The 13,166-nt window shown below is 72.0% G+C and carries 11 protein-coding genes; 3 read left to right on the forward strand and 8 right to left on the reverse strand.

Going from position 1 to position 13,166, the window contains the following annotated elements:
• The 4 genes from AB0I49_RS27000 to AB0I49_RS27015 form a co-directional block, all read right to left on the reverse strand.
• A complete protein-coding gene (locus tag AB0I49_RS27000) occupies positions 1–1,053 on the reverse strand; it encodes a hypothetical protein (protein WP_363229689.1) in 1,053 nt (350 codons plus the stop codon).
• A complete protein-coding gene (locus tag AB0I49_RS27005; RefSeq protein ID WP_363229690.1) occupies positions 1,050–3,362 on the reverse strand; it encodes a hypothetical protein in 2,313 nt (770 codons plus the stop codon). The genes AB0I49_RS27000 and AB0I49_RS27005 overlap by 4 nt, the downstream gene beginning before the upstream one ends.
• A 71-nt stretch (positions 3,363–3,433) precedes the next feature.
• Positions 3,434–3,910, reverse strand: a complete 477-nt coding sequence (locus AB0I49_RS27010; protein WP_363229691.1) for a hypothetical protein — start codon at positions 3,908–3,910, stop codon at positions 3,434–3,436.
• A gap of 119 nt (positions 3,911–4,029) precedes the next feature.
• The gene (locus AB0I49_RS27015) at positions 4,030–4,758 is read right to left on the reverse strand and encodes a GntR family transcriptional regulator (protein ID WP_363229692.1); all 729 of its coding nucleotides are present in this window, start codon (positions 4,756–4,758) and stop codon (positions 4,030–4,032) included.
• Between the two features lie 93 nt (positions 4,759–4,851).
• On the opposite strand from AB0I49_RS27015, the gene AB0I49_RS27020 reads away from it, so the two are divergent.
• Together AB0I49_RS27020 and AB0I49_RS27025 are read left to right on the forward strand one after the other, a co-directional pair.
• Positions 4,852–8,331 (forward strand): molybdopterin-dependent oxidoreductase, encoded by a 3,480-nt coding sequence (locus tag AB0I49_RS27020; RefSeq protein WP_363229693.1) that lies wholly within the window; start codon positions 4,852–4,854, stop codon positions 8,329–8,331.
• A gap of 20 nt (positions 8,332–8,351) precedes the next feature.
• Positions 8,352–9,302 carry an ornithine cyclodeaminase family protein gene (locus tag AB0I49_RS27025; protein ID WP_363229694.1) on the forward strand — a complete coding sequence of 317 codons (951 nt, stop codon included), beginning with the start codon at positions 8,352–8,354 and terminating at the stop codon, positions 9,300–9,302.
• A 23-nt stretch (positions 9,303–9,325) separates the two neighbouring features.
• Here the strand turns inward: AB0I49_RS27025 and AB0I49_RS27030 are convergent, their stop codons facing one another.
• Together AB0I49_RS27030 and AB0I49_RS27035 are read right to left on the reverse strand one after the other, a co-directional pair.
• Complete coding sequence (locus AB0I49_RS27030; RefSeq protein WP_363229695.1) at positions 9,326–9,682, reverse strand: DUF4190 domain-containing protein; 357 nt, start codon at positions 9,680–9,682, stop codon at positions 9,326–9,328.
• A 3-nt stretch (positions 9,683–9,685) separates the two neighbouring features.
• Positions 9,686–9,835: a hypothetical protein gene (locus AB0I49_RS27035; RefSeq protein ID WP_363229696.1), complete on the reverse strand. Its 150-nt coding sequence runs from the start codon at positions 9,833–9,835 to the stop codon at positions 9,686–9,688.
• Between the two features lie 140 nt (positions 9,836–9,975).
• On the opposite strand from AB0I49_RS27035, the gene AB0I49_RS27040 reads away from it, so the two are divergent.
• Positions 9,976–10,596 (forward strand): TetR family transcriptional regulator, encoded by a 621-nt coding sequence (locus AB0I49_RS27040; protein WP_363229697.1) that lies wholly within the window; start codon positions 9,976–9,978, stop codon positions 10,594–10,596.
• Positions 10,597–10,699: 103 nt separating this feature from the next.
• On the opposite strand, the gene AB0I49_RS27045 is transcribed toward AB0I49_RS27040, so the two are convergent.
• A complete protein-coding gene (locus tag AB0I49_RS27045; RefSeq protein ID WP_363229698.1) occupies positions 10,700–11,599 on the reverse strand; it encodes a universal stress protein in 900 nt (299 codons plus the stop codon).
• Positions 11,600–11,792: 193 nt separating this feature from the next.
• On the reverse strand, positions 11,793–13,127 hold the full coding sequence (locus tag AB0I49_RS27050) for a M6 family metalloprotease domain-containing protein (protein WP_363229699.1): 1,335 nt from the start codon (positions 13,125–13,127) through the stop codon (positions 11,793–11,795).
• Positions 13,128–13,166: the final 39 nt, after the last annotated feature.

The raw sequence follows: 13,166 nt of genomic DNA on the forward strand, positions 1-13,166 counted from the left end.
CTACGGCGCGGAAGTCCCGCAATTCATCTGCTCTTTGGCTCCGTCCACGAACTTCTTGAAGAGGGTCTTCTCGTCCGGGAGTCGGGACCCGGACGCCTCCGAGGCCTTCGCGTACCGCGCACCCGTCTTCATGGTGAAGTACGTGTCCTCGCCGCCGCACGAGGCCATGACCCCCGCGTCGGGGGAGTGGTGGGCCAGGGACTGGGAAATTGCCGAAGTCATCCGCGTGTCCCGCACTACGGCGAAACTCGCGTACGGCGCCCCCTTTTCGCCCAGCAGAAGATCGCAGGCCCATACGGGCTCGGTCTTGGCGGACAGGGAACGCGCCCGCTCGACCGGCCGCCCCTTCGCCGTGTCACCCGAGACGTCCAGGGCGAGCCCCGGAATCCCGCACGCCTTCGCGGAATCCATGGGCCGCACCGATGCCGCCGGCAGCGGCTCCGGATCCTCAGCGGCGTTCCCGGAGGCGCAACCGGCCCGCTGCGAAACGGCGCCAGCCGTCTTGACGAGCATCCGCGCCAGCTCCCGCTGCTTCATTCCCGCGCCCGTGGCGCTCGCCTCGATGACGTACACGGGCGGCTTCTCCGACAACGGGCTGTCACCCGACTTTCCCCAGCACGACTCGGGGAGCATGACCCACCCGGTCGAATCGGAGACGGCGCCGGTGGCGGGGCCTGAGAAGTATGACATCCGGGCGGGAGCGCGCCACGCGGTCGACGTGAACGCGAAGTCGGCGCGCTCCTGATAGGCGCCGATCCGCACCTCGGCATCCTTGTGCCCCAGCAGCTTCGAGGTCTGCCGGACGGAACAGCGGAATTCCACGTCGCCCTTTCCGGGGGCGTTCTTGTAATCGTCGCTTTCAAGCCGCCCGGAGCGGCCCAGGGTCCGCTCCATCTCCCCGGCGGGCAGCAGCCCGTGGCACACCTCGTCGGGCCCGAACGTATTGGTGTTCCAGCCCAGATTGAGCCCGCCCAGCACAAGGGCGCATACCGCGCCGGCGAAGACGAGTTTCTTCCATACCGGGAACGACCCCTTGCCCTTGCCCGCCGTCACTTCGGCGTCCGCAGGGCGGTGTAGGCGGCGTCCCGGCCAGAGGTGTAGCTCTGCTCGGCCTCGTCCTTCATCCGGTCCACGGCGGTGGACCCGTCGGCATGCCGACCTGCGGCCCATTTGTCGATGAGCTTGTTGGTGCCGTCGAGCCCGGCGGCGTAGTTCTCGCTGTTGTCCGCTCTCGCCCGGCCTTCCTTCTCGTTGATGACGTCCTTGGACCATTCATAGGTGGCCGCGTCGAGGGCGCGCTGGGCCTCGTCGCCGACAACGGGGATCATCGTGATGGGAATGCCGGCTCCGTGGTATGTGTACCGGGCCGTGTCATTGACCCAGCCGATCTCGCTGTCGCGCTTGTCGAGGATGATGTCGGAACCGATGGCGTTGTACGCGCCGTTCACCTTGCCGATGGTCGCCGCCCGGTGGTCCCAGTCGCCGATGTTCTCGTGCGTATTGCCGGAATGGGTGCCACCGGAGAGGACCTCCGCCGAATACGCGCGCTCGGCGTGGTAGAGCGCGGCATACGTCGCGTCGTCGTCGGAGACGCCGCGCAGTACACGGAGCAGGCTGGCCTGGTTGTTGGCGAGGTGGGCGTTGTCGCCGGAGCCATGGATTCCCGGCTGCCCGGCGTTGCCGCCCTTGTCCGAGTTCTGGCCGATGATGATGTCGTGGGTGTCCGGAACGTAGGCCGCAAGGGCCCGGCCCAGCGGTTTCTGGAGATTTTGGGGTAGGGAATCGCCGCTGCCGTCGACGTCGAGGATGCTGATGGTGTCCTGCATGACGCGGGCCTGCGCCTCGGAGTGAGCGCCGGGCCGCCCGGCGGCACCACCCGGCTCGTGGCCGGTGGCGGCGGCCTCGATCGCGGAGGCGAGCCCCTCTCTGGCGCCCGGGGCCTCGGTGTCGCCCGAGCGGTGCTCGATGTTTCCGTACCAGGTGGTGTTGTCGGTGATCTTCCAGTCCCGGTCGTGCAACAGGTAGTTGAGCCGGTCGTTGGCGCGGTGCTGTGCGTCCTTGCCGCTCGAACCGGGGTCGAGGTAGGTCGTGGTGGTGTCCGGGTCGTGGCTCATGATGCCCAGCGCCGTGTCCACGGGGTCATGGGCGAACCAGCCGTCCTCCTTGCCGTGGAACTCCCCGTGCAGGTCCCAGACATCGTGGTCCTTCCGCTCGGCGGCGATCATGTCGTCCGTGACGTCGGACATGAACTGCGGCGAGTAGCCGTCGCCCTGCTTCATCAGGGTGAGCAGGCTCTGGTAGCCGCGGACCTTCTGGTCGTGGTCCCTGGAGATGGTGTGCGTCTTCTCGGTCGCCGCCTCAAGCCCGTACTTCTCCAGGCCGGCCTTCTGCAGGCCCGAGCGCCAGTCACGGTAGAAGGCGGAGTCGGAGGTCTTCAGCCATTCCTTGTACGCCTTCTCGTAGCCGGGCGTACCGAACTTCAGCGGCTCGTTCTTCGGCCCCTTGAAACGCGGTACCCGAGTGGCCGTCGCCAGGCTGGTCGCGAGCCCCTTCTCCAAGGCCAGGTAGTCGCCCTTGTTCTTCTTGTCGTCGAAATAGGCGAGGTCGTTGAGCTTGTTGGTGAAGGTGAGGGTGCCCTTGGGGCCGAGGCCGGACAGGAACGTCTGGGTGAATTCCTTGCTGTGGCCGTTGTCCCGGAAGAGGCGTTGCATCTCGGCCCGTTCCTTGGCGTCGAGGTGACCGGTGGTGTTCAGCTTGGTCGCCAGTTCGTCGGCGCGCCGCCCCTCCACCTTCTCGATGTCTCCTTCGGCCGAGGCGTTGAATCCGGCAAGTCCGCCGTGCATGACGTCGGTGTTGCGCACGGCGGTGGTGAGGGCGAGCTTCACTCCCTGGTCCGCGTCGTCGACGGCCCGGACGGCCTGCTCGATGTGTTTCGTCCAGTAGCTCTCGGCCTGTTCCCGCTTACCGGCGTCGAGCCGCGCCGCGTGCGCCCAGGCCGGATCGATCCGGTCGGCGCTCTCCGGGTCGAATACGGCCTTGCCCTCGCTGCTGATTTTGACGCCGCCTTTTGCCTCGGCGTCCGCGACCGCCGACTTGACCTTGTTCTTGAGGTCGACGAACTGGGTGTGCGCGTCGCGCAGCAGGGAGGCGATCGCACGGGCCTCCTTGGGAGCGGCGGCGAACTGCCCGGATGTCTCGGCCATGTTGGGGCGGGCGAAGATCGCGGTCGTGCCGTTCCAGCTGCCGTCGTGCCCGACGCTCTTCACCCGGCCGTCGTAGACCTTCTTCACTTCCTCGAATTTCTTCGCGGACTCGTCCCACTGCTCGGCCGCTGTGGTCAGGAGCGACAGGTCGGCGTGCATGACATCGTGGTACGTGAGCACAGTTCTCCCCAGTTCTCTCGGTCGTCCTCGGCGCTGTGAATCAGCCGTGCTCAGTACTGCGAAACACGCGACGGATACGGCACGTAAGGCTGCTGCGTACCGTCCGTGCCATGAGGAGACGCGAACAGGAGGGAGCTGTTGTGGTCGTTGCCCTGGAACAGGCGATTGGCGTTGCTCAGCGCTGTCTTCTCGCCGGAGAGCCGTCCCTGGAGCGCCTTGACGGAGTCGTTCCAGCCCTCGAGCGCCTTGGTGATGCCTGAACCCGTTGCCCAGCCGCTGAAACCCTTGGCGGCGGATTTCGAGGTTTCTTCGGGGCAGGAGCCCGCGGTCTTCGTATCGGGCTCTACATGGTCCTGGAGCGCGGCGACGGCGGCCTTCTTCTTCGCCGAGGAAGAGGAGAAGTCAGGAAGTCCGGGGCCGGGCGGCACGAGAGGGAGCTCCGAGGACGCCCCATTGATACGGGTGCGGGATTCCTCCTGCCCCGCCGCTTCGCTGCGCAACTGGTCCCACTCTTCGGCGAATGTCATGCTTCCCCCTTATTCCTCGCCAAGCCGACCCTATCCAGGGCGGCCCCCGCACGAAGCTATCAATGAGTGGCAGTTGCCCGCATCCGACCGTGGTTTTGATGGCGAGGGTGACAGAGCTGTTACGACTCGCCCGGCTGTCGCCCTTCCGTCGTCTCCCATTCGCCGCGTACGTGCCGCAGGTGGTGGCGTATGAGGGTTTCCAGGCGGGGTTCGTCGGCTGCGGCGATCGCGGAGAGGAGTTCGCGGTGTTCGTCGGCCCAGGCGGGGAGGAGGCCGCGTTCCGCGAGGTTTTCGAGGCCGTAGAGGCGGGTCTGGTCGCGGAGGTTGGCGATGGTGGCGGTGAGGCGGTGGTTGCCGGAGAGGGCCAGGAGGGTGAGGTGGAAGCGGCGGTCGGCGTCGAGGAAGGCGGCGACGTCGCCGTCGCGGGCGGCTGATTCGATCTCGGCGGCCAGGGCGGAGAGTTCGTCGAGGTCGGCGGGGCGGGCGCGGCGGGCGGCTCGCAGGGTGGCGGGGACCTCCAGGAGCAGCCGCATGTCGTAGATCTCGTCGAGGTCGTCGTCGCTCATCGCGACGACGCGGAAGCCGCGGTTGCGTACGGGCTCCAGCAGGCCCTGGTTGACCAGGGTCAGCATCGCCTCGCGCACCGGGCTGCTCGACACGCCGAGCTTGGCGGCGAGCGCCGCCGCGGAGTAGATGTCGCCCGAGCGGATCTCGCCGGACACCAGTGCCTGCCGGATCACCGCCAGGCACTGTTCCCGCAGGCTGACGTGGCGCAGCCGCTCGGCGCCCGGACGCCCCGAGGGCGCCGGAGGCGGCCCGGTCCGTCCCGCTGTCGGTCCGACGTTCACCGTTCGCCTCCCCTTGACAACGTCGCTGTAAGGGTCGCAGCCTACCTGCGAGCCATCATCGGTCACCGGTAACCGACTACCGAAGGGTAATTTATGGGCGCGCAGCCCGGCGAAACCCAGCGAGTACGGGGGTACTGCACGCTGTGCCGCTCCCGCTGCGGCGCCGTATACACCACGCGGGACGGCGCCCTCCTCGACGTACAGCCGGACCCCGAGCACCCCACCGGCGCCGCCCTGTGCCCCAAGGGCCGCGCCGCCCCCGAGATCGTGCGCAGCCCCCGCAGGCTCACCCGACCGCTGCGCCGCACCACCCCGAAGTCCGACCCCGACCCGCGCTGGCAGGCCATCGGCTGGGAGGAGGCGCTGGCCGAGACCGCCGAGCGGCTCGGCCGCATCCGGGCCGTGAGCGGGCCCGAGGCGGTCGCGTTCGCCGTGGCCTCGCCCAGCGGGTCGCCGCTGTCCGACTCCATCGACTGGATCGAGCGGTTCATCCGGCTCTTCGGCAGCCCGAACATCTGCTACTCCACCGAGATCTGCAACTGGCACAAGGACTACGCGCACGCCTTCACCTTCGGCTGCGGCCTGCCCATGCCCGACTACGAGTCCGCCGAGCTCTCCATCCTGTGGGGCCACAACCCCGCCAAGACCTGGCTCGCCCAGTCCACCGCCCTCGGCCGGGCGCGGGCGCGCGGCGCGCAGCTGGCCGTGATCGACCCCCGCCGCTCCACCAGCGCCCTCCAGGCCGACCACTGGCTGCGCGTGCTCCCCGGCACCGACGCCGCCCTCGCCCTCGGCCTCGCCAACCAGCTGATGGAGCGCGGCGCGCACGACACCGCCTTCCTGCGCGCGTGGAGCAACGGCCCGCTGCTGGTACGCGCCGACACCGGCCGCTTCCTGCGCGCCGAGGACATCCGGCCCGGCGCCGCCGGCTACGTCGCCTGGGACGAGACGGAGCGGGCGCCGCGCGTCTGCGACACGGCGTACGCGACCGAGCACCCCGAGCGGCTCGCGCTCGCCGGACGGCGGCGGATCGAGACGCGCGACGGGCCGGTGGAGTGCCTGCCCGCCTTCGAGCGGTACGCGGCCGCCGCCGCCGAGTGGCCCCTCGCGCGCACCAGCGAGGTCACGACGGTGCCGGAGCGGCAGATCGGCGCGTTCGCCGACGCCCTCGGGCAGGCCGAGTCGGTCACGTACCACTCCTGGACCGGCGTCGGGCAGCACACCAATGCCACCCAGACCGACCGGGCCATCGCCACCCTCTACGCCCTCACCGGCTCCTTCGACGCGCCCGGCGGCAACGTCATCCTGCCCGCCCACCCCGCCAACGCCCCTACCGGCTTCGAGCAGCTCGCCCCCGAGCAGCGGGCCAAGGCGCTCGGGCTGCGCGAGCACCCGCTGGGCCCGCCCGCCCACGGCTGGGTGAACGCCCGCGACCTCTGCACGGCCATCACCACCGGCGAGCCCTACCCCGTACGGGCCATGGCCGCCTTCGGCGCCAACCTGCTGATGTCCCAGCCCGACCCCCGGCGCACCGCCGAGGCCCTGCGCGCCCTCGAATTCTCCGTCCACCTCGACCTGTTTCCCACCCCGACCGCCGAACTCGCCGACATCGTGCTGCCGGTGAACAGCCCCTGGGAGCACGAAGGCATCAGAATCGGCTTCGGGACGGGGCAACGCGCCCAGGAACAGGTGCAGTTGCGGCCCCGCATGGCCGACCCCGTCGGCGAGTCCCGTTCCGACACCGAGATCGTCTTCGACCTCGCCGGACGGCTCGGCATGGGGGAGGAATTCTTCGGCGGCGACATCGAGGCGGCCTGGGACCACCAGCTCGCCCCCCTCGGGCTCACCGCCGCCGAGCTGCGCGAACGCCCCGGCGGCGTACGGCTGCCGCTGCACACCCGGTACCGCAAGTACGCGGAGCCGGCGGAGCAGGCAGACTGCGCAGAGCAGGCAGAGCACGCGGAGCCCGCGGAAGGTACTGGCTCCGGCGGCCCCGCCCGCGTCACCGGCTTCGACACCCCCACCCGCCGCGTCGAGCTGTACTCACAGCGCCTCGCGGACCACGGCTACCCGCCCGTCCCCGTCCACGCCGATCCCCCCGCCGCCCCCGACAGCCGCTACCCCCTGACCCTCACCTGCGCCAAGAACGGCTACTTCTGCCACAGCCAGCACCGCTCCCTCACCTCCCTGCGCCGCCGCGCCCCCGACCCCACCGTGGACCTGTCGCCGGAGGCCGCCGCCGAGCGCGGCATCCGGGACGGCCAGTGGGTGCGGCTGGCCACCCGCAACGCCACGATCCGCATGCGCGCCCGTATCGACGACGGCCTGCACCCCTCGGTCGCGGTCGCCGAGTACGGCTGGTGGCAGTCCGCGCCCGACCTCGGGCTGCCCGGGTACGACGCGCTCGCCGGCGGCGGGGAAGAGGGCACGAGCGCCAACTACAACCTGCTGATCGACGACGAGTTCACCGACCCCGTCAGCGGCTCCGTCCCGATGCGCTCGGCCTCCTGCGAGATCCGGCCTGCCCACGACGAGACGGACCTCGCCGGTCGCCGGGAGTTCACGGTCGCCGCGCTGGAGCGCGAGTCGCCGGACGTGCTGACCGTACGGCTGGAGCCGCTGGACGGCCGGCCGCTGCCCGGCCACCGCGCCGGAGCCCACCTCACGCTGCACCACCCCGACGCCGCCGACCGCAGCTACTCCCTCACCGGCCCCGCGCGCCGCACCGAGGGCGGAGGCGGGGACCGCGACGGCTACAGCGTCGCGATCCGGCACGTGCCCGGCGGCAGCTTCTCCGGCCTCGTGCACGAGCGGCTGCGCGTCGGCGACCGGGTCGCGGCCACCGGACCGGACGGCAACTTCGCCATCCCCACCGACCTCGAACTCCCCGTCGTCCTGATGGCCACCGGCGTCGGCATCACGCCGTTCCTCGGCTATCTGGAGACGCTGGCGGCCGTCGGCGGCACGGTCCCCGAGGTCGTCCTGCACTACGGCAACCGCAACTCCGAGGGCCACGCCTTCGCCGCCCGCATCGCCGAACTCGCCGCCCGGCTGCCCGCGCTGCGCGTCGTCAACCACTACAGCCGCCCCCTGGCCGGCGACCGGCAGGGCCGTACGTACGACCGGCCGGGCCGGATGAGCGCCGCCGACGTGTCCGCGGACCTCATCGAGCGCCGCGCCCGCTTCTACCTCTGCGGGACCGAGGACATGCTCGCGGACCTGACCGACGGCCTGCTGGCGCGGGGCGTGCCGCGCTTCGAGATCTTCTCCGAGAAGTTCCACGCCGCCGCCCGCGAGATCGCGGTGGCCGACGACGCCCGGCACACCGTGCGCTTCGCCCGCTCGAACCGCGAGGTGACCTGGCGCGGCACCGACGGCACCCTCCTCGACGTCGCCGAGCGGGAAGGGCTCGCGCTGCCCAGCGGCTGCCGTGTCGGGCAGTGCGAGAGCTGCGCCGTGACCGTACTCTCCGGCGAGGTCGCGCACCGCGTCGAGCCCAGCGACGGGCTGCCCGACCGTACGTGCCTGACCTGCCAGGCCATCCCCCGCACCGACCTCGAACTGGACGCCTGAGAGCGCCCACGGGAGAACGCATGCTCAACATCACCGCCGAACAGACCGCGCGGCACCTGGAGTTCGACGCCCTCATCCCCGCCCTGCGCGACGGGTTCGCCCGCGGCGCGCACGCGCCCGACCGCCACCACCACGCGGTGGACGGCGCGCCCGGCGCCACGCTGCTGCTCATGCCCGCCTGGTCCGAGGGCAGCTACCTCGGGGTGAAGCTCGTCGACGTCTTCCCCACGAACTCCGCGCTCGGCAGGCCCGCGCTGTCCTCCGCGTACGTCCTCGCCGACGCGGCGACCGGCGAGCACCTGGCCCTCATCGACGGCGACGAACTCACCCGGCGGCGCACCGTGGCGACCTCCGCCCTGGCCGCGAGCTACCTCGCGCGCCCCGACAGCGACATCCACCTGGTCGTCGGCACCGGGCACATCGGCAGCCTGGCCGCCGCCGCGCACCGCAGCGCGGTCGGCACGTCGACGGTCCTCGTGTACGACCGGCGGCCGGAGCGGGCCGAGGCGCTCGCGGGCGCGCTGCGGGCGGACGGCATGGAGGCGCGGCCGGTCGCCGACCTGGAGGCGGCGGCGCGCGAGGCGGACCTCATCACCTGCGCCACGCTCGCGGAGGAACCGCTGATCAAGGGGGAGTGGCTGCGGCCCGGCGCCCACCTCGACCTCATCGGCAGCTTCCGGCCGTCCATGCGCGAGTCGGACGACGCGTGCGTGCGCCGCGGGACCGTGTTCGTCGACACTCCGACCGCACTGCGCGAGTCGGGCGACCTGCTCCAGCCGATGGCCTCCGGCGCGCTGCGGGCCGAGGACATCGCGGGCACGCTCCCCGAGCTGTGCCGGGGCGAGGTGAAGGGGCGTCAGAACGCCGAGCAGATCACGGTGTTCAAGTCGGTGGGCGGCGCGGTGGCGGATCTGGCCGCGGCGGCGCTCGTGTACGAGCGGGTGGCGGCGGAGAGCGCCCCGCCTGCCTGAGCGCGTGCTGACCTGAGGGGACGTCAGCCGCCGATGCTCCACGAGACGGTGCCGTCGGCCGTGACCAGGGCCGCGAGGACGATCAGATCGGCGGCGCCGAGGGCGAGGCCCAGCCAGGCCCGGCCGCGCCGCTTGGTGGAGCGGGCCAGCGCGAGGGTCCCCAGAACCAGGGCGCAGGGGCCGAGGACGATGTTGAAGACCAGCAGGCCGACGAGGCCGAGGACGAAGGAGGCCACCGCCATGCCGTCGGCGTCGGTGCGGCGGAGGCGGCGGGCGGCGGGCTCGGGGGCCGTCCGCGCGGTGGCCTCGGCGTGCGCGGTGCCGCCGGCCTGCGCGGTGCGGTCCGGGGTCGTGGTGCGTACCGGTGCGGAGACGGTCATGGGTCAGCGCTCCTTCGTACGTTCGCGGACGGTGAAGACGAGCAGCCATACGGCGATGACGGCCGCGGCGGGGAGCAGGAAGTGGAGGGGGGTGTGCGCCGCGGCGCCCACGAGGACCCCCAACAGGAGGAATGCTGCGACGAGGAAGATCATGTCCGGCCTTTCCGAGGAGAGGGCCTGATCGACCCGGTGTCGGGTGGGCAGTCTTGGGTGAACAACTGGAATGACAACTGTTCACTGACTTCCTCAGTCTAGCGTTGCCCAATCCGGAGAACGGTTGTTTACTGAATGATATGAGTCACACGACCGGCGTCCGGCAGGCCCAGAAGCAGAAGACCCGGCAGGCGCTCCTCGACGCGGGCCTGCGCCTCCTGGAGGACCAGAGCCTCAGCAGCCTCGGGCTGCGCGAGGTCACCCGCGTCGTCGGCGTCGCCCCGGCCGCCTTCTACCGGCACTTCCGGGACATGGCCGACCTCGGCGTCGCCCTGGTCGAGGAGGCGCTCGGCAGCCTGCACGCGATGATCCGCTCGGTCCTCGCCGAACAGAACGACGCCGAGGAGCGCATCGACCGCACCGTCGAGGTCGTCGCCGAGCACGTACGCGCCTACCCCGCCCACGTCCGCTTCGTCGCGCGCGAACGGCACGGCGGCGTACGGGCGGTGCGCGAGGCGATAGCCGAACAGCTGGCGCTGTTCGCCGACGAGGTGGCCGAGGCGCTGGCCGGCCAGGCGGAGCTGGCGGGCTGGAGCGAGCGCGACGCGCACATGCTCGCCGCGCTCTACGTCGACCACCTGGTGATGACGGCGTCCGCCTTCCTGGAGGCGACCCCCGAGGAGGCGGAGCGGATCGCGGGCCGGGCGCGGCGGCAGCTGAGGCTGATCAACCTCGGCCGCCGCCACTGGCTCGACGAGTAGCCGGGTACGCGGAGCCCCGCCCGTCGAGCCGCGTCAGGCTGCTTCGAGCCGCGTCAAGCCGCCTCAAGCCGCGTCAAGCCGCCTCAAGCCGCCTCAAGCTGTTTCAATCTGAGTCCGGCACCACCGCCACCGGGCACGCCGAGTGCAGCAGCACCGCGTGCGCCACCGACCCCAGATGGTGGCCGATCGTCAGCCGCCGGCGGCGCCGGGCGACCACGACGAGATCGGCGTCCCGCGACGCGTCCACCAACTGCCCGGCCGCGTCCCCCGGTTCGACGCGGACCTCCACCTCGACCTCGGGGTGCCGCTCGCGGTGCGGCGCGAGGTGCACGCTCACCTCGTGCTTGAGCGACGCGGCGAACTCCGCCGTCTCCCGCTCGTACGGCAGCACGAACTCGTACGCGCTCGCCAGCGTCACCGGCTCCGGATAGCCCGAGACCACCTGGAGCTTCGAGCCCGATCGCGCCGCCGCCTCGAAGGCGTAACCCGTCGCCGCGTTCGCCTCGGGGGAGGGCGCGAGACCGAGCGTGACGCGCCCGTACGGGCCTTCGCCGCGCGCGTCGTCGTCACCGGGCCGCGGCACGACCACCACCGGGCTCGCGGCCCGCGCCGCGCAGGCCAGGCCGTTGGAGCCGAGCAGCAGACTGGCGAACCCGCCGCGCCCGCGCGAGCCGAGCACCAGCAGCGCGGCCTCCGCGCCCAGCTCCGGCAGGTCGTGGCCGGGGTCCCCGCCGATGGTGCGCAGCCGCAGCTCGGGCGGGCCGTCGGGGAGCGAAGCGACGAGCTCCCGGGCCGCGTTCAGGACCGGGTCCTCGCCCTCCTTCGGCACACCGACCGGAACGACGGCGTCCGGCGTCACGGGCTGCATCTTGGTGACGTACGGCCAGATGTGCACGACGTCCAGCGGCACTCCGCGCCGCCGGGCCTCGCCCGCGGCCCAGCGCAGGGCCCGGTCGCTGTCGGGGGATCCGTCCGCCGCCGCGATCACCGGCAGGGTGCTCATCCGCGTCTCCAGTTCAGTCGGTCCGGTTCGATGCCGGGTTCGGATCCGGGTCCGGACGCGCGTCTGTATTCGCGTCCGGGCCGGATGCCGATTCGGATTCGATCACTCCGTCTTCGGCACACCTGCCCGCTCGGGAGAGGGGTAAAAGGGGCGAAAGTCCCGGCTGGCCCTGCCTCTCGGCCCCCGGCGGGGCTCAGCGCCGGACGACCCGCACCCGGTAGTCCCCGTCACCGTCCCCATGACCGCCCCCGTCCCCGCCCCCCTCCAAGACCTCGATCCGGATTCCGCGGCGCCGGTCGGTGAACGACTGGCCCGGCGCGAACGCCGCGTCCGACAGCTCCGCGTCGACATTGGACGAACGGCTGCAACCGCCGCTGCGCGGCGTGGAGTCCACGACCGTCACCGGCCCGCCGCCCGTGTCCACCGACGTGTCCACCCAGGACACGAGCACGCCGGGCCGGCACACCGACTCGTCGTTGCCCTCGCGGCGGCGGACCTCCACCGCGTACCCGCTGTGGCGCGTCACGGGTACGAACACCAGCCGGGCGCCGCCGCCGGGCGCGTTCAGCGGGGCGAGCCGCTCGGTGCGCGTACCGGGCCCGGCGACGCAGCGGACCTGCCGCGCGGTGAGCCAGCCCAGCTTCCACTTGTGCCAGGCCATGACGTCGTTGCCCGGCCCCCAGTCCTCCGACATCAGGTCCCAGTGCCCGGCCAGGCTGCCGCCCTCGGCGTCCGTATAGAGGTCGGGCAGGCCGAAGACGTGGCCGTTCTCGTGGCTGAGGACGCGGAAGGCGCTCGGGCCGGTCTGCCGTCCGTAGATGAAGGAGACGTTGGCGAGCGGCACGCCGCCCGCGCTCGGCGCGTCGGCGTTGCCGCTGAAGGTGACGGACAGCACGGTGTCGGTGGCGGGCGGCCCGGCGTTCGGCGTGACCAGGACGTTCACCAGGTCGTACGGGGCGAAGTCCACGGCCGGGCGGGACGCGGCGGCGGCGCGGGCGAGGTCGCGCAGCAGCCGCCGGTACCCCGGCTCGAAGGTGGAGCCGCGCTCGATCCCGTACGAGCGAAAGGGGTGCGGCATCCGCAGCCAGTGCGTGAGGGGCAGCGCGGGGCGGTAGTCGAGCCGCCCGTACGAGGCGGTCTTGAACCACTGCCGGACCCGCGGGAAGAACTCCGCGTACCGCTGCCGCGCCGTGCCGCGCCCGTGGGCGTCGGGGAAGTCGATCGCGAGGGTGAGCGCGCGGACCGTGCCCGTGCCGCGCACATAGCCGGGGGCGGTGGGCAGCCCCTCGGACATCTGCGTCCCGGCGCCGGGGGCGAGGGCGCAGGACCCGCCCCCGGACGGGACGGCGGCGCCGGGGCGGGGGCCGGTCCCCGGCCGGTGCCCGGCGGCGGAGGAGCCCGGCGCGGCGGGGGCGGGGGCCGTGGGGGAGGAGCCGGCGGCGGTCGCGGCGACGGCGGCGAGGAGGGCGGTCGCGGCGAGGACGCCGCCGCGGCGCGGCGCGCGTATCGGGGGGCGGCTGGGGTCCATGACGGTTCCCTTCCGGTCCGACGGTGCGGAGGTGTGGGG

The sequence above is a fragment of the Streptomyces sp. NPDC050617 genome (assembly GCF_040654795.1).
Lineage (GTDB): Bacteria > Actinomycetota > Actinomycetes > Streptomycetales > Streptomycetaceae > Streptomyces.

Excerpts from the sequence above, each read along its gene's own strand:
- AB0I49_RS27030 (WP_363229695.1), bottom strand. The coding sequence starts at position 9,682 with ATGACCGTCTCCGCACCGGTACGCACCACGACCCCGGACCGCACCGCG.
- AB0I49_RS27010 (WP_363229691.1), bottom strand. The coding sequence starts at position 3,910 with ATGACATTCGCCGAAGAGTGGGACCAGTTGCGCAGCGAAGCGGCGGGG.
- AB0I49_RS27020 (WP_363229693.1), top strand. The coding sequence starts at position 4,852 with ATGGGCGCGCAGCCCGGCGAAACCCAGCGAGTACGGGGGTACTGCACG.
- AB0I49_RS27005 (WP_363229690.1), bottom strand. The coding sequence starts at position 3,362 with ATGCACGCCGACCTGTCGCTCCTGACCACAGCGGCCGAGCAGTGGGAC.
- AB0I49_RS27025 (WP_363229694.1), top strand. The coding sequence starts at position 8,352 with ATGCTCAACATCACCGCCGAACAGACCGCGCGGCACCTGGAGTTCGAC.
- AB0I49_RS27040 (WP_363229697.1), top strand. The coding sequence starts at position 9,976 with ATGAGTCACACGACCGGCGTCCGGCAGGCCCAGAAGCAGAAGACCCGG.
- AB0I49_RS27035 (WP_363229696.1), bottom strand. The coding sequence starts at position 9,835 with ATGATCTTCCTCGTCGCAGCATTCCTCCTGTTGGGGGTCCTCGTGGGC.
- AB0I49_RS27050 (WP_363229699.1), bottom strand. The coding sequence starts at position 13,127 with ATGGACCCCAGCCGCCCCCCGATACGCGCGCCGCGCCGCGGCGGCGTC.
- AB0I49_RS27045 (WP_363229698.1), bottom strand. The coding sequence starts at position 11,599 with ATGAGCACCCTGCCGGTGATCGCGGCGGCGGACGGATCCCCCGACAGC.